16 protein-coding genes are annotated in these 18,638 nt (G+C 48.5%); 7 read left to right on the forward strand and 9 right to left on the reverse strand.

The genetic code is table 11. From position 1 onward, the window contains the following. The 6 genes from B0181_RS09370 to B0181_RS09395 all read right to left on the reverse strand — a co-directional run. Nucleotides 1–503 (reverse strand): tetratricopeptide repeat protein (locus B0181_RS09370; protein WP_143821601.1); only part of this gene is annotated, 503 nt, incomplete at its 3' end. Between the two features lie 353 nt (nt 504–856). Then, nucleotides 857–1,708 (reverse strand): bifunctional methylenetetrahydrofolate dehydrogenase/methenyltetrahydrofolate cyclohydrolase FolD, encoded by an 852-nt coding sequence (folD, locus tag B0181_RS09375; RefSeq protein WP_078277242.1) that lies wholly within the window; start codon nt 1,706–1,708, stop codon nt 857–859. Nucleotides 1,709–1,979: 271 nt separating this feature from the next. Next, the gene (gene clpA / locus B0181_RS09380) at nt 1,980–4,472 is read right to left on the reverse strand and encodes an ATP-dependent Clp protease ATP-binding subunit ClpA (protein WP_078277243.1); all 2,493 of its coding nucleotides are present in this window, start codon (nt 4,470–4,472) and stop codon (nt 1,980–1,982) included. 163 nt (nt 4,473–4,635) lie between these two features. Further along, complete coding sequence (locus tag B0181_RS09385; RefSeq protein ID WP_078277244.1) at nt 4,636–5,076, reverse strand: ATP-dependent Clp protease adaptor ClpS; 441 nt, start codon at nt 5,074–5,076, stop codon at nt 4,636–4,638. A gap of 555 nt (nt 5,077–5,631) precedes the next feature. Beyond that, entirely contained in the window at nt 5,632–6,402 is a 771-nt protein-coding gene (locus tag B0181_RS09390) for a hypothetical protein (protein ID WP_078277245.1), read from the reverse strand. Nucleotides 6,403–6,641: 239 nt separating this feature from the next. Next, entirely contained in the window at nt 6,642–8,885 is a 2,244-nt protein-coding gene (locus tag B0181_RS09395) for a heavy metal translocating P-type ATPase (protein WP_078277246.1), read from the reverse strand. A 271-nt stretch (nt 8,886–9,156) separates the two neighbouring features. Here B0181_RS09395 and B0181_RS09400 point away from each other — a divergent pair, with 271 nt between their 5' ends. Continuing rightward, nucleotides 9,157–9,576, forward strand: a complete 420-nt coding sequence (locus B0181_RS09400; protein WP_078277247.1) for a MerR family DNA-binding protein — start codon at nt 9,157–9,159, stop codon at nt 9,574–9,576. A 108-nt stretch (nt 9,577–9,684) separates the two neighbouring features. Here the strand turns inward: B0181_RS09400 and B0181_RS09405 are convergent, their stop codons facing one another. Both B0181_RS09405 and argC read right to left on the reverse strand, forming a co-directional pair. Further along, nucleotides 9,685–9,885 (reverse strand): heavy-metal-associated domain-containing protein, encoded by a 201-nt coding sequence (locus tag B0181_RS09405; RefSeq protein WP_078277248.1) that lies wholly within the window; start codon nt 9,883–9,885, stop codon nt 9,685–9,687. A 106-nt stretch (nt 9,886–9,991) separates the two neighbouring features. Beyond that, nucleotides 9,992–11,071 (reverse strand): N-acetyl-gamma-glutamyl-phosphate reductase, encoded by a 1,080-nt coding sequence (gene argC / locus B0181_RS09410; protein ID WP_078277249.1) that lies wholly within the window; start codon nt 11,069–11,071, stop codon nt 9,992–9,994. Nucleotides 11,072–11,489: 418 nt separating this feature from the next. Between argC and folE the strand changes: the two genes are divergently transcribed. From folE to B0181_RS09445, 6 genes are all read left to right on the forward strand, one after another. Beyond that, complete coding sequence (gene folE, locus B0181_RS09415; protein WP_078277250.1) at nt 11,490–12,095, forward strand: GTP cyclohydrolase I FolE; 606 nt, start codon at nt 11,490–11,492, stop codon at nt 12,093–12,095. Nucleotides 12,096–13,158: 1,063 nt separating this feature from the next. Beyond that, complete coding sequence (gene asd / locus B0181_RS09420; RefSeq protein ID WP_078277251.1) at nt 13,159–14,301, forward strand: aspartate-semialdehyde dehydrogenase; 1,143 nt, start codon at nt 13,159–13,161, stop codon at nt 14,299–14,301. 317 nt (nt 14,302–14,618) lie between these two features. Continuing rightward, nucleotides 14,619–15,686 (forward strand): asparaginase domain-containing protein, encoded by a 1,068-nt coding sequence (locus B0181_RS09430; RefSeq protein WP_078277253.1) that lies wholly within the window; start codon nt 14,619–14,621, stop codon nt 15,684–15,686. Continuing rightward, nucleotides 15,679–16,491 (forward strand): tRNA pseudouridine(38-40) synthase TruA, encoded by an 813-nt coding sequence (truA, locus tag B0181_RS09435; protein WP_078277254.1) that lies wholly within the window; start codon nt 15,679–15,681, stop codon nt 16,489–16,491. Before B0181_RS09430 ends, truA begins: the two co-directional genes overlap by 8 nt. 137 nt (nt 16,492–16,628) lie before the next feature. After that, nucleotides 16,629–16,853, forward strand: coding sequence for a translation initiation factor IF-1 (gene infA, locus B0181_RS09440; RefSeq protein ID WP_078277255.1), 225 nt, complete (start codon nt 16,629–16,631; stop codon nt 16,851–16,853). Between the two features lie 96 nt (nt 16,854–16,949). Further along, nucleotides 16,950–17,660: an esterase/lipase family protein gene (locus B0181_RS09445; RefSeq protein WP_078277256.1), complete on the forward strand. Its 711-nt coding sequence runs from the start codon at nt 16,950–16,952 to the stop codon at nt 17,658–17,660. A 60-nt stretch (nt 17,661–17,720) separates the two neighbouring features. On the opposite strand, the gene B0181_RS09450 is transcribed toward B0181_RS09445, so the two are convergent. Further along, on the reverse strand, nt 17,721–18,404 hold the full coding sequence (locus tag B0181_RS09450; protein ID WP_078277257.1) for an alpha/beta hydrolase: 684 nt from the start codon (nt 18,402–18,404) through the stop codon (nt 17,721–17,723). Between the last annotated feature and the right edge of the window lie 234 nt (nt 18,405–18,638).

The following is an 18,638-nucleotide window of genomic DNA, read 5'->3' on the forward strand; positions in this document are numbered from 1 at the left end:
GCTAATCTAGTACAGCCCCCAAGATTATATTGCGCATTTACCAGCCCTTGATTAGCAGCTTTGGTGTACCACTCCACAGCTTTAGCATAATCTTGGCGTACGCCATTGCCTTGAGCATACATCACACCAAGATTGTATTGTGCTACTGCATAGCCTTGATTGGCAGCTTTGGTAAACCATTCCACAGCTTTGGCATAGTCTTGGCGTACGCCATTGCCTTTGTCATACATCAAACCAAGATTATTTTGCGCATCTGCATAGCCTTGATTGGCGGCTTTGGTAAACCATTCCACAGCTTTGGCATAGTCTTGGCGTACGCCATTGCCTTGAGCATACATATAAGCAAGAGCAAGTTGATCTATAGCATTACCACTTTTCGCTTTTGCATGCGTCAAAGAAAATACTCGCTGATATTCTTCATAGGAAAGGTTGAATACGTCATTCGCCATCGCAGGCATAGCACATACAGCGGATAATAGCACAGCAGATAAAATACGTTTCATAAGATTTTCCTTATCAATGATGAATGAAATTTTACAAATAAATTTGCTTTGTAGTGGGTTGAAGGTTGTGGATTGTAGGTTGGCTTAGCGATAGCGTAACCCAAAATTCCAAACGACAAACCCCAAAAAACCGTTCGTGGTGAGCTTGTTAAACCTAGCGGTTTTAAGTTCAAGCCTTCACCAGTTCGACCCTTCGACAAGCTCAGGGCGAACGGAAAAAACCATGCTAATTCACAAATTTGCAGATTAGGTTAGCGACAAATCGTAAGTTGGGTTTTCTTCGCTCAGCCCAACTTACCGACCGTCAATTTGTTAGCCCAATTTACAGACCGTTATTTAATCCAAACCTACAATCAAATCCCCGCTTCACGCTCGGCAGCTTCTACCGTCTGGCGGATTAGGGTGTTGATGGTCATTGGGCCTACGCCGCCCGGTACTGGCGTGAATGCCGCAGCCACGTCTTCCATGCCAGCCAGCTCAATGTCGCCGCAGCCGCCAGTTTCTGTCGGATGAAAGCCTGCGTCCACCACGATTGCGCCTTTTTTAATCCAGTCTTTTTTAATCAGCTCAGGCACGCCCACCGCACCCACCACGATGTCCGCTTGGCGGATATGCTCGGCTAGGTTTTGCGTCTTAGAATGACAGATGGTTACGGTGCAGTTGGCGTTTAGCAGCATTGCCGCCATTGGCTTACCAAGGATTGCACTGCGCCCCACCACCACGGCGTGCTTGCCAGCAAGTTCTACGTTGTAGTGATTTAGCAGGTGCATGATGCCCTGCGGCGTGCAAGAACCATAAGCAGGCTCGCCCATCGCCATGCGCCCAAAGCCTAGGCAAGTTACACCGTCCACGTCTTTTTCTAAGGCGATGCGGTCAAAGCACGCACGCTCATCAATCTGCGCTGGCACTGGGTGCTGCAGCAAAATGCCGTGTACGTCAGGGTTGGCGTTTAGCTCGTCAATCTTGGCAAGCAGCTCTTCGGTGGTGGTCGCTTCTGGCATTTCCACACGAATGCTGTCCATGCCCACACGCTTACAGGCATTGCCTTTCATGCGTACATAGGTTGCGCTGGCTGGGTCATCGCCCACCAAGATGGTCGCAAGAATTGGCGTGCGTCCTGTTTTTTCTTTCAAGGCTGCCACGCGTGCTGACAGCTCGCCTTCTACCGATTTTGCCAATGCTCTGCCGTCTAAAATCTGTGCCATAATCTCACCTGCTGTAGATAACGCATTGGTCGTGCCAATGCCGCTTGTTAAGGTTGTGTTGAAAAGTAATTTTAAAAATTAAGCCAAAGTTGGGTTAAAACTTAAGCTAAAATTTGGGCTAAAAGTCAATTTCAAAACCCAAATTGCAAACCGAATTTCACATCAAGTTTTTAATCCGAGTTTAAAAGCCAAAGTTTAAAAGCCGAATTTCAAACTCGGGTTTAAAAACCCAAATTTTAAATTTAAAGTTTTAAACCAACAAAATACGCTTTTACGCAGATTTTACCACATTAAAGCAAATTTTTGGGGATTTGTCGTGCGTGTGTGCGTCTTTATCGGCAGGTTTACTCGCTGCGTCAAGTTCTGCTTGCTCATTTTCATCATCAAGCACTGCCAGCACTTCACCGCCACCTGCCAGCTCACCAAATAAAATCAGCTCGGCAAGCGGTTTTTTAAGCTCATCTTGAATCAATCTTGCCATTGGGCGCGCGCCCATCAAACGGTCATAGCCTTTTTCACCCAAATACTCACGCACTGCCGCACTCACCGTCAGCACCACGTTTTTATCCGCCAGCAAAGATTGCAGCTCCACGATGAATTTATCCACCACCGAGCCAATCACCGCAGGGTCAAGCGGCGCAAAATTCACCACCGCATCCAAGCGATTACGAAACTCTGGCGTAAAGGCACGCTTCATCGCTTCGGTGGTGTCGCTTGTGTGGTCTTGGTGGGTAAAGCCCATGGACGCACGGCTGATACTTTCTGCGCCGACATTGGTCGTCATCACCAAAATCACCTGCTTAAAAGACACGCTGCGCCCATTATTATCCGTCAGCGTGCCGTGATCCATGACTTGCAGCAGCAAATTAAACACATCTGGGTGCGCTTTTTCTATCTCATCAAGCAGCAGCACACAATGCGGAAATTGGCTGATTTTTTCGGTCAAAAGTCCGCCTTGGTCATAGCCCACATAGCCCGGCGGCGCACCAATCAGCCGTGATGCAGTGTGCGCTTCCATGTACTCGCTCATATCAAAGCGCACAAATTCCAGCCCCAGCGTAAAGGCAAGCTGCTTACACACTTCGGTCTTGCCCACGCCAGTCGGCCCCGCAAACATAAACGCACCGATGGGCTTGTCGGCAGGTTTTAGTCCTGCGCGCGCAAGTTTAATCGCACCTGCCAGCGTACTGATGGCGGTGTCTTGCCCAAAAACCACACGTTTTAAATCACGCTCAAGGTTTTGTAGTGCCGCCACATCATCACTAGAAACGGTCTTTGGCGGAATGCGTGCGATTTTTGCCACCACATTTTCAATCTGCGCCAAATCCACCACAGGCAAGTCGGTTTTTTCGTTTGTTGGTTTATTGTCGGTCGGTTGATTGTCGGCTGATTGCTCATCGGCTGGCTGGGTTTGTGCGTCAGCGTTTGACTTGTCAGAATTTACTTTATCAGAATTTGACTTGTCAGAATTTGACTTGTCGGAATTTAACTCATCAGAACTCGGCTCAAGCATACCCAGACTTAGACGCAAATTTGCCCCTGCTTCATCAAGCACGTCAATCGCCTTGTCTGGCAAAAAACGCTCATGAATGTAGCGCGCGGACAATTCTACCGCCGCGCTGATGGCTTCATCGCTGTAGCGCACTTGGTGGAAAGTTTCATAATGCTCTTTTAAACCTTGCAAAATCGCAATCGTATCATCAATGCTCGGCTCATTGATGTCAATTTTTTGAAAGCGTCTGGACAGCGCATGGTCTTTTTCAAAAATTTGGCGATATTCTATAAAAGTGGTTGAGCCAATGCAGCGCAGCTCACCGTTGGCAAGCGCAGGTTTGATAAGATTTGACACATCAACGTGGCTGTTCATGCTGCTGCCTGCGCCAATCATGCTGTGGATTTCATCAATGAATAAAATCACGTTTGGCTTGTCTTTTAGCTCACCCAAAAGCTCTTTCATGCGGTTTTCAAAGTCGCCACGAAATTTCGTCCCTGCAATCAAAGCTGCCAAATCCAGCGCATGAATCACGCAGTCTGCAAGCGGCTTAGGTGCTTTGCCTGTCTCAATCAGCCACGCCAAACCTTCTGCGATGGCGGTTTTACCCACACCGGGGTCGCCCACCAAAAGCGGATTGTTCTTGCGGCGGCGGCATAAAATCTGAGCGGTGCGCTCAATCTCAGCCTGTCTACCAATCAAAGGGTCAATGCGCCCAGCTTTGGCACGCTCGTTTAAATTGGCGGTGTATGAAGCCAGCGCGCTTTTTTTCTCGCGCGTGCGTTTCGGCTTTTGGGCGCTGTCGCCATCTGCGCTGTCTTGCTCGGATGCTTGCTTTAACTTATCAGAATTGCCGTGCGACAAATAGCGCATGACACGCAGCGTGCTGATGTTTTGCGCTTGCAACAAATGCGCCGCCTGACTGTCCCGCTCTTTAAAAATCGCCACCAGCACGTCCACGCCGTCCACCAGCCGATTGCTGCCGCTGGATTGCACATGCCAAATCGCCCGCTGAATCACACGCCCAAAGCCTTTGGTGGCGGTGGGTTTGGCGGCGTCATCGGCAAGTTTTGGCACAAAATCCGCCAAATACGCCTTAATTTCATCAGACAGCTGGGCGATGTCCGCACCGCAATCAATGAGCAGCTCTTGCGTGCGCCCATCGTCCAAAAGACCAAGCAACAAATGCTCCACCGTCATGTATTCGTGGCGGTGTTTTTTGGCGTAATTTTCAATGGCGTGGTGTACACGTTCAAATTCTGGGGTAAACATGGTTTTTCCTAAGTTTTTGATTTTTAAGTTTTTAAATGATTTTTGTTGTTTTGGTTATAACTTTTTTAGCCTGATGGCTGTTTGAACTTGGCAAGTTTCATTGACAAGTTTTATGGCAAATTTTCCAAATAATCCAGCCAATCAATTCTCTTGCCAATTCACATCACAGCGCAGGCTCGATGGTCGCCAACAGCGGATATTGCGCATTCTCGGCAAGCTGCACCACTTGCGCAGCCTTGGTCTCGGCAATTTCCTTGACGTACACCGCAGCGACCGCACTGCCCTGCTCATGCACCTGATACATAAGCGCCACCGCCTTATCCAAATCATGCCCAAACACCTGCATCAACACCGCCACGACAAAATCCATGGTCGTGTAATCGTCATTGTGCAAAATCACCGCATATTTGGCAGGTTCATCAAGTGCCACTTCGTCCGCCACGTCAAGCGCCACGTCCGTTTCCGTTTCATCATCAAGCCGTGCTTGTGTGTGCTGGATTTGCGCATGATGGTTTTGCACATCGGCAAAGTGTGTACAGCTTGGCGAGTGAATTGGTGCGTAAATTGGTGCGCGAAGTGATGCGTCAAATTTTTGGGCGTGCATAAGTTTTTTACCTGTATTTTGGCGTGTTTTTAGCGTGTTTGTGGTGGGTTTTAGGAAAATTGACGGTGATTGTCATCGCAAGTTAAACGGCTTGACCGTCATCGTACGGCTCACGATTGGTGTAATCACACACATCTTTATGGTTTGATGAGCGCATAATTTCAAGGCAAGCGTTTGATTTTTCTTGTTTTTGGCATTATAGCACAATGCAGCGTTTATAGATTGGGTTGGCAAAATGGTTGTAAGTCAAGCAAATAGAAAAACCGCAAGCCCAGTGAGCAGCAGCGCAACCCAACATTTTTAAAATAAATTCTTGAATTTATTGGGTTTTTGCAAGCTCAATCCAACTTACGCATCGTCATTTAATCCAAATTAGAATCGGTTTAAATGGCAAGTTTGTAAGCCCAGTTAGCGATAACGTAACCCAACGTTCGCACCAACCTACAAAACAACCCACCCCAACCAAACTTCACCCAAACAAAAAAGACAAAAACCGAAATTTTTGTCTTTTTAAAATAAGCGTTTGACTTACCAAACACAGCTTGGGTTTTGCGCTTAGTTTTTGCTCTTGGTGTCGCTCGTGGCGATTGGACGCTTGTCCGTCTTACCAGCTTCCGCCAGCGAACTTGGCGCATCACTGATGACCTTGCCCACTTGCCAATTATACAGCTGCTGCACTTCTTGCTCGCCTGCAATCAGCTCAAGTTTCATCTGACGTGGCGTAAAACCTTCTGGCATGATAAAACGCCCACGAATGTTCGCCACACCATCAATCTGATAGCTGGACGGCTCAAGCGGAATTTCCACCATGCTCGTGGCGTTTAGCAGCGTCAGCTTTGGCGTCATGCGCACCGATTTGCCAGACACATCAAGCATCGCCACATCAAAGCGGTATTCAAAGGTGTTTTCTGGCAAGGCTTCAATCTGCGCACCCAAAACTTTCAGCGCCACGCCACCTTGCTCTGCCACCGATGATTTTAGCAAATCATTGACTTGGGTCAGCTGTAAATTGGTGGTTTGCAATTCTTCATAATCTTGGCGCAGCTGCTCAAGATTACCAATGCTGATGTCTCGCTCTTGGGAAATTTTGGCGGTTTCTTCTTTTAGGCGTGCGTTTTCAGCGTGCAGTGCCGTGGCGTCAGCGGCGCTAAATTCTTCGCCACTTTCTGCTGTGCTTGCGGTGTGGACGCCTTGACGATAGCCGACTTTATAGCCAACCACCGCCACGACCACCGAAGCAAACAGCAATGCCGCCAAAAACAGCACCAAAATCTGCCCAACCGCACCAGTTTGGGCAACGTGAGAATAAGATGACCGTTTTGTCATAAAAAACCATCTGTCAAATAACGAAAATGGCGGTTATTATAAAACATCTTGGCAAAATTTGCGTAATTTTTTGTGATTATTGGTAAGTTTTTTACATAAAATTTTCCACCAAATCACCAAAATTGGCACAAAAACCGCCCAAAACCAAGTTTTGCTTAAGTTTTGTACAAGTTTTTGCTCAAGTTTTTACGCACGATTTACGCAAAATTTCACACACCGTTTCACACCTTAAACGCTACTTAATCCAACTGCAAGCGCACACGTTTTAGGCGCAGCGCATTGCTCAGCACCGAAATGGAACTTGCCGCCATCGCCGCCGCTGCAATCATCGGATTTAATAAACCCACCGCCGCCACGACAATGCCGATGGCGTTATAAATAAAGGCGAAAAATAGGTTTTGCTTGATGTTTTTTAGGGTCAGGCGTGCGATTTTTTGGGCATAATAAGCGTGCGTGATGGATTCGCCCACAAGCTCCGCGCTGGCGGTGTGTCTTGCCACATCAGAGCCTGCGCCCACCGCAAAACTTGCCGCTGCCGCTGCCATCGCAGGCGCATCATTCACGCCATCGCCCGTCATCGCCACTTGTCTGCCATCGGCTTGCAGCTGACTGATAAATTCTGCTTTATCTCGTGGTGATAATCTGCCCAAAGCCTTGCTGATGCCAAGTTTGCCCGCCACATCGTCCACCACCGCTTGATGATCACCGCTTAAAATCACCACTTCAATGCCGTCTTCTTTAAGTTTTGACACCACACGCTCGCTGGTAGGCTTGATGGTGTCGGTCAGCGCATACACCGCCACTGCCTTGCCATTGATGGATAATGCCACAAGGCTGGCAAAACGCCACTGCGGCTGTGCGAACGCTTCATTGCCGAGATACGCATCAAAATCTGGCAAATCGGCAAATTCTGGCACGCCCACCTTGATAAGCCCAAATGGCTCAATCACGCCGCTTAGCCCCTTGCCAATCACGCTTTGCACATCCGTAACTTCAAACAGCGCAAGGTTTTGCTCGCTTGCCGCTTGGGTGAACGCCTTGGCAAGTGGGTGGCTTGCGTGCTGCTCAAGACTTGCGGTCAGTGTCAAAGCCAGCGTTTCGTTGAAATTTGATAAATTAGCAGACTTTGCCAAATCATCGGCAAATAAATGCACCGCACTGATTTGTGGCTTGCCGTGCGTGAGCGTGCCAGTTTTGTCAAATACCATCGTATCCACATGCCCTGCCGCTTCTAGGCTGGGCGCGTCCTTAAAACGCACGCCATGGCGCGCCGCCGTCCCCATGCCAGCCATGATGGCAGCTGGCGTGGCAAGCCCCAAAGCACAAGGACAAGCAATCACCAGCACCGCCACCGCACGCAATAACGCTTCATCAAATGCCCCAAGCCACCAAAAATTCACCGCAAAAGTGATAAGCGCAATCGCCACCACCGCAGGCACAAACACCGCCGCCACTTTATCGGCAAGCCTTGCGATGTTTGCCTTGGTGCCTTGAGCTTCATTCAGCGCAGACACCACGTCCGCCAATGCCGTGTCTTGCCCTGTGGCGCGCGCTTGATATTCAAAACTGCCATCGCTAATCACACTGCCAGCCAGCACCACATCGCCCACAGACTTTGTCAGCACACGGCTTTCACCCGTCAAGTGCGCTTCGTCCAGCATACCGCTGCCAAATGTTACCACGCCGTCTACCGCCACGCTGTCGCCTGTGCGCCCAAGCAAGACATCGCCTGCTTGCACGCTGTCCACCGAAACTTCCTGCCATGCGCCATCACGCTTGATTTTGGCGTGCTTGGGAATCAAATCCAAAAGCAGCGTTAAGCTATTTAGGCTGTGTTTTTTGGTGCGCATTTCCAAAAACTTACCCAAGCTAACAAAGGCAATCACCATCACAGACGCTTCAAAATAAACGTGCGCCTCCCCTTGTTGCCAAACATAAGTAGAGTACGCCCAAATCGCACTCGTCCCCAGCGCCACCAGCACGTCCATATTGGCAAGTCCGCCACGAATCGACGCCGTCGCACCTTTATAAAACACCCAGCCAAAGCCAAATTGCACTATGCTTGCCAGCACAAATTGCAGCCAAATCGGCGGCATCAGCGCATGGCTGCCCGCCATCATGCCAAGCATACCCACCCAAAACGGCACGGACAGCAGCCACAATAAAACCAGCCGCCACAGCCCGCCATGCTCATCATGCTCCGCCACCACGCTTTTTTCACTCAATGGCTTGGCGTCAAATCCCGCCTTGGCAATCCACGCACGGATTTGCTCATCGCTCACGCTGTCATCGTGGCGCACTTTGGCGGTCTCGGCAGCGAAATTCACTGTCGCACTTGCCACGCCTGCTTTTTTATTCAGCACCTTTTCAATGCGTGCCGCACACGCCGCACAGCTCATGCCGCTGATGGCAAAGTTGCTTTCTTGGGTGTGTTCTTGGAGCTGGGTTTGCTTTTTAAAATTATCAGAAGCAAGGTTGGTCATGGTTTTTCTCGTGAGTTTAAATGTTGTGGTTTTTTGGCGTTGTGGTTTTTTAGTATTGCAATTTTAACGTAATGATTTAAAGATTGTGATTTTAAACATGATGATTGAAATATTATGATTTTAAGCGTTATGATTAAAACCTTGTGTTGCGGCTTACTTTAAACACCTTTTGACAATTCGCCCATCACTATTTATCATAGGCGTATGATAAAGCTTGACCTATGGTTAAAGTCAAGCGTTTTTCAACATTCTACCCAACCAACACCCAATCATGCTCACCATCAAAGACATCGCCACGCAAACCCAGCTTTCCGCCAAGCAAATTCGTGATTATGAAAAACACGGATTATTGCCACACATCGCACGCACAGCGCACGGCTATCGACTGTATGACGATGGCGACATCGCACGGCTGACGTTCATCGCACACGCACGGCAAGTGGGATTTTCGCTCGCGCAAATCAAAGAATTACTCGCCTTACAAGACGACCCAAATCGCAGCAGCAAAGCCGTCAAAACGCTCACCGCTCAGCACATTCACGCACTAAATGTGCGCATTGACGAACTAAAACACATGGTGCAAACCCTACAAACTTGGCATGATGCTTGCGCTGGCGATGATGGCTCAGCCTGCGCCATTTTGACAGGCTTAACCACACATTCACCATACTCAAAACCATACGCCAAATAAAACCAAATAAAAAAACAGCCACGCCGAGCATGACTGTTTTATCGTTTAAGATTGGCTTAGCCTTGGCTTAGTCTTGGCTTAGTCTTGGCTTCGTCTTAGCAATGCCAATCACTCCACATCAAAGCCAGCGTCTTCAATGGCTTCACGAATCGCCGCCTGTACGCTTAAATCCGCCACAACCACCGCACTGCCGCTTTCAAAATCCACCGACACGCTTTGCACGCCTGCCACGCCCATGATGGCATTTTGCACAGATTTGGCACAGCCGCCGCAGGTCATGCCGTCAATGTTAAAAGTTTGCATTGTCATGATTTACTCCAAATTTTTTGATGGTTTTTCTAAAAATCACTTGCCAAAAGTTGCTTGATACTTTTAAAACCGCTGGCAAAACTTACCACTTAATACCGCCAGCCATTTAAGGCACGACCGCCACCACGTTTAAGCCTGCTTTTTCGTCAAGCCCAAACATCACGTTCATATTTTGCACCGCTTGCCCTGCCGCACCTTTCACCAAATTATCCTGCACCGCCATCACCGTCAGCACACCTTCATCGTTGTCTTGATGCACGCCAATGCGTAAAAAGTTTGACGCACGGCTCATGCGTGTCTCTGGCAAAAGCCCCTTTGGCAAGACGTCCACAAATTGCTCATCGGCATACGCTTTTTCAAAAATCGCCTGCCAATCAAGCGCACACCCAGCGTCCGTCAAGCCTAAATGAATGGTGCTGTACATACCACGAATCATCGGCACAAGGTGCGGCACAAAACGAATGTGATGCGCAAATTTTGACTGCAGCAGCGTCTCAACACCTTGGCGAATCTCTGGCAAATGGCGATGACCCGCCACGCCATAAGCACTAAAATTATCCGAACTTTCAGAAAAAATCAGATTCAGCTTGGCGCTGCGCCCTGCTCCAGAAATGCCTGATTTGGCATCAATGATGATGCGCTTGTCAATCAACGCTTCGTCTTGGGTATTTTGGCTGTCAATCACAGGTTTTAATCCCAAAATCGCCGTGGTCGGATAGCAGCCGGGATTGCCCACCACGTCTGCCTTGGCGATGGCGGCACGGTTCACTTCAGGCAAGCCATACACCGCCTTTGCCATAATGTCTGGGCATTCGTGCGCCAAGCCGTACCATTTTTCAAACTCTGCCAAATCCTGCAAGCGAAAATCCGCTGCCAAATCAATCACTTTCGTGCCGCTCGCCACAAGCTCACGCGCCGCCTTCATCGCCACGCCATGCGGAGTGGCAAAAAACACCACATCGCAGCTTTTAAGTGCTTCAATGTCTGCATCAGAAAACGCCACATCGCACACACCGCGTAGGCTTGGGAAAATCTCACTTGCTGCCTTGCCCGCTTCGGTGCGTGATGTCAAAAGCGTGATTTTGGCATTGGGGTGATTGCTTAAAAGACGAATCAGCTCCACGCCTGTGTAGCCCGTACCGCCCACAATGCCGACTTGAATGTGTGAATGAGTGCTGTTTTTCATAAAATTTCCCATTTTTGCTGTTTTTTAAAGTGGTATAGCACCAATAAAAATGACGCCCTGCCAACAAATCGTTGATATTGATAAATTTATTTTAAATAACTGTATGATAAAACTTATAAAAAATGCTTAAATTTCATCTTAAATCGCATTGGCAAACTATAGCAAATTTCCCAAGATTGCGCCACGTTTTTTCAAAATTGCGCGCAAATGCGGCAAAATCTGGCGCGCCATCGCCTAAATTTACGTTTTTTGGCAAAATTTTGCGATTTTTTGGCAAATTTTCGTAATTGACACTTGATAAAATCTGATTTTGCGCTAAGCTATAAGGTTTGAAAGTTTACCGATAAACTCATTTTATCTTTATTGCAGTATTTCTTTATAAATTTATAATATTCATTTCACTCCAATCATTTAAACCATGTCAAATTCTGATCACACCACTTTCACCCCTGATTATCCTGCCATCGCCCAGCATTATGCCGACATCATCGCAGGCGCAGGCGAAGATTTGAGCCGAGAAGGACTGCTTGATACGCCCATGCGTGCCGCCAAAGCCTTTGGTTATCTGACGCGCGGCTACCATCAACAGCTTGATGTGGTGGCAAATGACGCCATTTTCCCATCGGATAACGGTGAGCTGGTGCTGGTGCAAAATATTGAATTTTATTCGTTGTGCGAACATCATTTGTTGCCGTTTTTTGGCGTGGCGCACGTTGGTTATTTGCCAGAAGGCAAGGTGCTTGGGCTGTCTAAGGTTGCTCGCATTGTGGATATGTACGCGCGCCGCCTGCAAATCCAAGAAAATCTCACCAAGCAAGTTGCCGAAGCCATCAGCGAGCTGACTGGCTGCCGTGGCGTGGCGGTGGTGATGGACGCAAGCCATATGTGCATGATGATGCGCGGCGTGGGCAAGCAGCAATCGACCACACGCACCATGAGTATGCTGGGCGAGTTTAGCAGCAATGCCGCTGTACGCTCAGAATTTTTAAGTGCCGTACCACGCCGCACGCCTGCTTTTGGCTGATTTTGCTTTGATTTACAAGCCTAAATTTATCAATGACGCTGCCGATTTTGGTGGCGTTGTTGTTTTTGAGCGGAGTTTGAAAATCAGAATTGATTAAATTGATGAAGATACAAGGTTGGGTCAGCGCAGCGCAACCCAGCAGCCTATTCAAAAATCGTCCAAAAACTGTTCGTGGTGAGCTTGTTAAACCTGACGGTTTTTAGGTTAAAACCTTTCATTGGTCCACCTTTTGACAAGCTCAGGGCGAACGGAAAAATCACATCAAACAGCTCTCCAAAGCAGATTTTAAAATCGTGGTGGGATTTGTGTGCCGTAGGTTGAGTTGGCATAAGTGCAACCCAACATCGCACCATAAATCACAAAAACCGACCAGTTGGTTTGTATTTTTAAAAAACCTTTTACCAAAAAAATAACCCAACTCTTAATGAGTTGGGCGTGGGTAAAGTTAAGTGCAAAGCGCACCTTTTGCGTCCGTGGGCAAGCCTTGCCAATAAAAATCCCTTGCGTCCGTGATGGATTTATTATAAACACAAGCCATCAAATTAAACATTCGCCAAAATCGCCAATGGTTGTACGTTTTGGCTGACATCTTGTACAGACAATTTACGCACATCGTACTTCGTGCAAGCCTTTTAAGTATGGTTTAGCATTTGCCCAACTCAATCATTTCACCAAACGCCCATCAAATCCCCTACTCAAAACAAACATCGTTAATAGCAATCATAAATAAAAGTTATGAAAATTTCTCAAAAATTAAAGGTTTTTCATATATTTACGCCAAATGATTGGTGATACACAGTTTTTATGGCAAAAAATTGTGAAAAATAGTCGCAAAAAGTCTTGATTTTTTGTGCATAACAGTGCATAGTTATACATTCCACGCAAGATTTAAGATGAGCTTGCCAGCGGACAAAACTGGTGGATAAAACCAACAGACAAAAGAAGCGTCAAACGCACTTTCCCTAAACGTTTACGCACCGCTTAATTTAGCAAACTTTTGGCAAACTCATCACAAACTTGCATTTCTTGTCTTGTTCGGCAATTTATTAAAAGGTACGTTTAGATGGCACAAACTTTGGTGGCAAACCCTACTGTGGGTCTGGTGGGCTGGCGTGGTATGGTCGGTTCGGTACTGATGGCACGCATGGTGGAAGAAGGCGATTTTGCGCACTTTACGCCTGTATTTTTCTCAACAAGCAACGCAGGCGGTCAAGCGCCTGATTTCGGTGTGGATGCAGGCACACTAAAAGACGCACACGACATCGCAGAGCTTGCCAAATGTGATGCCATCATCACCTGTCAAGGCGGTGATTACACCAAAGAAGTACACCCAAAACTGCGCGCGCACGGCTGGAATGGTTACTGGATTGACGCTGCCAGCAGCCTGCGCATGGACGATGACGCCATCATCATTTTAGACCCTGCAAACCGCAGCGTGATTGATTCTGCGCTTGCTGATGGCAAAAAAGATTTCATTGGTGGCAACTGCACCGTCAGCCTAATGCTGATGGCGATTGGCGAGCTGTTCCGCCGTGATTGGGTGGAATGGGTATCTGCCATGACCTACCAAGCCGCTTCTGGCGCTGGCGCAAACAATATGCGCGAGCTTATCAACGGCATGGGCGCACTGCGCGACAGCGTGGCGGACGAGCTTGCCAATCCAGCATCAGCAATCCTAGAAATTGACCGTAAAATCGCTGAAACCCAGCGTTCTGACAGCTTCCCAACGCAATATTTTGGCGCACCTTTGGCAGGCAGCCTGATTCCTTATATTGACAGCCAGCTTGACAACGGTCAATCACGCGAAGAATGGAAAGGTCAAGCCGAAACCAACAAAATTCTTGGCAAAACCGAGCAAGATTTAATCAATATTGACGGCATTTGTGTGCGTATTGGCGCAATGCGTTGCCACAGCCAAGCCTTGACCATCAAGCTTAAAAAAGACATTCCACTTGTCGAGATTGAACAAGCACTTAAAGACAGCGACAATCCTTGGCTGGACGTTGTGCCAAATGACAAGCCAGAAAGCATGGCGCGCCTAACGCCAGTGGCTGTAACAGGCACGCTGAACGTAGCCGTTGGTCGTCTGCGCAAGATGAACATGGGCGGTGAATATCTGACAGCATTCACCGTGGGCGATCAGCTTTTGTGGGGCGCGGCTGAGCCACTGCGCCGTATGCTGGCGATTCTACAAGGTCGTATCTAAGCTGATTTTACCGACAAAACACGCTCTTCATGGGCGTGTTTTTGCGCAACTAGTCGTTTGATTTTGCTTGTTTTTTTTGGTTTTGGCGAACTTTCAAAGTTTTTTTGAATTTTGGTAAATTGTTGTTTTGGCGATTTGTTGTCTTGATAAATTGTCGGTTTGTTTATAAAAAGTCTGGCTAAAAACTGGCTAAAAAGTTTGGCTTTGATGATGGTAACTTTTGGCAATTTTCACAAAACACACTATAATAAACGCATGGCAAAGTACCCAGCTCAAGCAATCACAAACTCACAAGCGTCATTTTAAGAGTGTCAATCATGCACACACCTCAAACCACGCACTTAATTTATGTTGGTGGCACGTTCGGCAGCCACGGCACGCCTTTATCGCCACTGCCTGCCGACGTGTTTTTGCCCGTCTTACAAAGCGAGCTTGCCGCACGCCTTGCCCACATCAGCACGCACATCTTGCCCAACGACATCATCAAAGACAGCAGCGCACTCACGCCCAGCGATTTTGTGGCGCTTTATGAGACGCTGCTCACCGCCTATCAAACAGGCGCAAGACGCTTTGTCATCATCACAGGCACAGACAGCCTAAGCTATTTGGCAGCGTTTATGGCGGCAGCGTTTGCCGATTGCCACGACATCACACTCATCATCACAGGCAGTATGCAGCCGCTGCTCATCGCTGATGAAGTGGAGCTGCAAATCAACGAACAAAGCGATGCGTGGGCGAACATCTCTGGCGCAATCGCTGTGGCGCAGGCGGCAATCTCTGGCGTGTTTGTGCAATTTGCCAATAAAACCTTACTGGCAAAAAGCACCCAAAAAATTGACAGCCAAGTTTTTGACGCGTTTGCTGGCATGCCACTCACCCCAAGCCAAGCACCCAAAACCACTGGCGAATTTCACAGTGCGTCTTGGCAAGCCGAGCGCATAAGTGCACTCGAGCAACTGCGCAGCCTTGCCAAACAAAACGTGATTCAAATGGTTTTTGCGCTGCCGATGGGCGCAGACATTTTGGCGCACGAACTTGAAACGCTGGATAACAATACCAAAGCCGTCATCATTGCTGCTTTTGGTGCGGGCAACTTACCCCAATCGCCACGCCTAATCCAAGTGCTTGATAAGCTGCATGAAGACGGCATTACGGTGATTTGCACCACCCAGTGCGCTTTTGGCGGCGTCAACAGCAACTACGCAGCAGGCAGCTGGCAATATCAGCATGGCGTGTTGGCTGGGCAGGATTTGAGCATTGCTGGCATTTTTGGGCAAGTGCTGTGGCAACTCATCAACAGCTTACCCATCGCGCTAAGTCCGCTTGCCAAGCCAGACGAGCAAAGCACAGCAAAAAGCGCAACCAGCGGAGCGGCTTATGAGTGATGGCGCACAAACTTATGCGGTAGGCATTGAGTTCATCGGCACACGCTATCGTGGCTGGCAACGCCAAGAAGAAGTCGTGGGCGTGCAAGCCGTGCTGGAAAATGCTTTATCTAAAATCGCCAACGAACCCATCGAGCTGATTGCCGCTGGGCGCACGGACGCTGGCGTTCATGCGGGTAATATGATTGCGCATTTTACCACCACTGCCAAGCGCAGCATTCACAGCTGGATGCGTGGCGCAAATACGCTGCTGCCAGACGATGTCGCCTTGCGCTGGATTACGCCCATGCCCAGCGATTTTCACGCGCGTTTTAGTGCAATCGCCAGACGCTATCGCTACATCACGCTCAATCAGCCCTACCGCCCTGCGCTCTTGCGCCATCAAGTAACGCACCATTATGCCAGCCTTGATGTTGCCGCCATGATAGACGCTGCCAAGCTGTTTGTCGGTACGCATGATTTTAGCAGTTTTCGTGCTGCCGCTTGCCAATCCAATCAGCCTGTGCGCACGGTCAGCCACGCAGACTTGTTCATGCACGGTGCGTATTTGGTGCTGGATATTCAGGCGGACGGATTTTTACACCACATGGTGCGAAACCTGATGGGCGCGCTGTTTGCTGTCGGTCAAGGTGAGCTGAATAAGGACGAGTTGCTTGCCATCATGCACGCCAAAGACCGTTCGCTTGCACCGCCCACCGCCAGCGCAGATGGTTTGTACTTTATCAACGCCTACTATCCAGAGCGTTTTCAATCGCTGCTGCCAGACGCGCCCTTGACACCGCTATGGCTGGGGATTTTGGAATAAACGCACGAATTTCACGTTAATTTTCAAATCCGACAAACAAGCAACGCATAAATTCGCACAATAAATCATAGCTTTTCACCAAAATTTAAGCTATAATAGCAATCCTTATTTTCCACCCATGTAATTTACAACGACTTATGGCAAAAAAAGACGACATCATTGAGTTTGAAGGCGAAGTGATTGACACGCTACCAAACACCCTATTTAAAGTACGCCTAGACAATGGGCATGAAATCATCGCCCACATTTCTGGCAAAATGCGCAAGCACTACATTCGCATTTTGACTGGCGACCGTGTGAAAGTTGAGATGACCCCTTATGATCTTGGCAAGGGTCGCATCACTTATCGTGGCAAAAACTGATTGCTCATCGCACAGTTGGCGCACACAAAGCATACACCAAGCCCAGTTTTAGCTGGGCTTTGTTTTATCTACCCACTACTCAAATCAGCCGCCTTTATGACAAGCACTCAAAACCAAGCTCAGCCGCTCACCATTTTAGTACATGGCTTACATCAAAACGACTGGATCATGCGCCCTTTGGCGAAGCGGCTTGGCAAATTTGGTTTTCGCACACATTGCCATCGCTACCGCAGCCTTGCTGAGCCAATCAGCACGCACGCCGCCACGCTGCACGCTTGGCTTACACAGCACCACACGCCCAAGCACCCGATTAACTTGGTTGGGCATAGTCTTGGCGGCTTGGTCATGCGTCAGTTTGCGCACGATTATCCACAGTGGCAAATTCACCGTGCCGTAACGCTTGGCACACCGCACGCTGGCAGTGTGTGCGCACGCCTGACACGTAAAATCCTGCCGCCTGTGATTGGCAAGTCTTATCTTGGTGCGCTGGATGGCAACTGCCCAGCTTGGCGTGATGGCGTACCGCTGGGCATCATCGCAGGCAATCGCCCTTTGGGTTTGGGCTTGCCGCTCTTATGGCTGCACCATCGCACCAATCAACAAACCAGCAGCCAGCAAGCGAGCAACCAACAAACCGCCAAGCAAAACAGCACCGCCCACGATGGCACGGTGCTGCTTAGCGAAACCACGCTTGATAATGCCGCCGATTACATCATCTTGCCTATCACTCACACAGGTATACTCACCGATGGACAAGTCGCCAAGCAAGCGGCGCACTTTTTAATACATGGTAAATTTTTGCGCTAATTTATACACTTAAATGTGCGCACTAAATTTCTACGCAAAAACAAGCACTTATCACAAATCTTAAGCGCCATACACCGTTTTAATCCACGCACCGATGGATTTGATTTGCTGCAAACACACTTGATGCGCCATTGGATAAGTGCTAAATTCTGGTGCAAAACCAAGCTCGGTAAGCGTCTGTTTGGCGCGTTTGCCCAGCACGCACGGCACGATGTCATCATAGTCGCCATGGTCAATTTTCACGGCAATTTTCGTATTTTTCGCCTGCGCAATCTCACCAGCCGTGGCAAAATAAGTAGACAGTGCCAACAAGCCAGCCAGCTTTCTTGTGTTCGTCAGCACCGTGTGATACGCCACCGCACCGCCTTGGGAAAAGCCTGCGATGATGATGTTTTCGCTTGGCACGCCTTGTGCGATTTGCGCATCAATCAGCGCATTGATTTGCTCGCTGGATTTGGCGATGTGCGCCACGTCCACCTTGCGATCAAGCGTCATTTCTAAGATGTCATACCACGCAGGCATGATGTAGCCGCCATTGATGGTAACAGGAATTTTTGGTGCGTGTGGAAACACAAAACGCACCGCCAAATCGCCAAGCTCAAGCTCAGGCACCACAGGCACAAAATCATGCCCGCTTGCGCCCAAGCCATGCAGCCAAATCACCGCCTTGTCAATCTTTGCGCCTGTTGGGTTATGCTCCACGATTTCACAGTTTAAAAGTGCATTATCCTGCTGATTTTGCATGGGTTTCTCCAGTTTTGTCGGTTATTGTTTGTCGTTATTTTTGGGCAAGTTTCATTTATTGCCGAAGCACCGCCCAAACATCGCTTATCATAGCACAAAATCCACGCACAAACCAAAACCACGCAAACGCACGGCTACAAAATTACAATAAACCAAACTTCAAAAACCGTTATAATATAAAAGCAATTTTATTGGGCAATTTGGATAAATTGGCTAAAATTTAGGGGCTGTCCT

It is taken from the genome of Moraxella caviae, from assembly GCF_002014985.1.
Classification (GTDB): Bacteria; Pseudomonadota; Gammaproteobacteria; order Pseudomonadales; family Moraxellaceae; genus Moraxella; species Moraxella caviae.

What these genes read in the sequence shown, in the direction of transcription:
- argC (WP_078277249.1), bottom strand. Translation starts at nt 11,071, where the DNA reads ATGAAAAACAGCACTCATTCACACATTCAAGTCGGCATTGTGGGCGGT.
- B0181_RS09445 (WP_078277256.1), top strand. Translation starts at nt 16,950, where the DNA reads ATGACAAGCACTCAAAACCAAGCTCAGCCGCTCACCATTTTAGTACAT.
- B0181_RS09390 (WP_078277245.1), bottom strand. Translation starts at nt 6,402, where the DNA reads ATGACAAAACGGTCATCTTATTCTCACGTTGCCCAAACTGGTGCGGTT.
- truA (WP_078277254.1), top strand. Translation starts at nt 15,679, where the DNA reads ATGAGTGATGGCGCACAAACTTATGCGGTAGGCATTGAGTTCATCGGC.
- B0181_RS09405 (WP_078277248.1), bottom strand. Translation starts at nt 9,885, where the DNA reads ATGACAATGCAAACTTTTAACATTGACGGCATGACCTGCGGCGGCTGT.
- clpA (WP_078277243.1), bottom strand. Translation starts at nt 4,472, where the DNA reads ATGTTTACCCCAGAATTTGAACGTGTACACCACGCCATTGAAAATTAC.
- B0181_RS09385 (WP_078277244.1), bottom strand. Translation starts at nt 5,076, where the DNA reads ATGCACGCCCAAAAATTTGACGCATCACTTCGCGCACCAATTTACGCA.
- B0181_RS09400 (WP_078277247.1), top strand. Translation starts at nt 9,157, where the DNA reads ATGCTCACCATCAAAGACATCGCCACGCAAACCCAGCTTTCCGCCAAG.
- folE (WP_078277250.1), top strand. Translation starts at nt 11,490, where the DNA reads ATGTCAAATTCTGATCACACCACTTTCACCCCTGATTATCCTGCCATC.
- B0181_RS09450 (WP_078277257.1), bottom strand. Translation starts at nt 18,404, where the DNA reads ATGCAAAATCAGCAGGATAATGCACTTTTAAACTGTGAAATCGTGGAG.
- infA (WP_078277255.1), top strand. Translation starts at nt 16,629, where the DNA reads ATGGCAAAAAAAGACGACATCATTGAGTTTGAAGGCGAAGTGATTGAC.
- folD (WP_078277242.1), bottom strand. Translation starts at nt 1,708, where the DNA reads ATGGCACAGATTTTAGACGGCAGAGCATTGGCAAAATCGGTAGAAGGC.
- B0181_RS09430 (WP_078277253.1), top strand. Translation starts at nt 14,619, where the DNA reads ATGCACACACCTCAAACCACGCACTTAATTTATGTTGGTGGCACGTTC.
- asd (WP_078277251.1), top strand. Translation starts at nt 13,159, where the DNA reads ATGGCACAAACTTTGGTGGCAAACCCTACTGTGGGTCTGGTGGGCTGG.
- B0181_RS09395 (WP_078277246.1), bottom strand. Translation starts at nt 8,885, where the DNA reads ATGACCAACCTTGCTTCTGATAATTTTAAAAAGCAAACCCAGCTCCAA.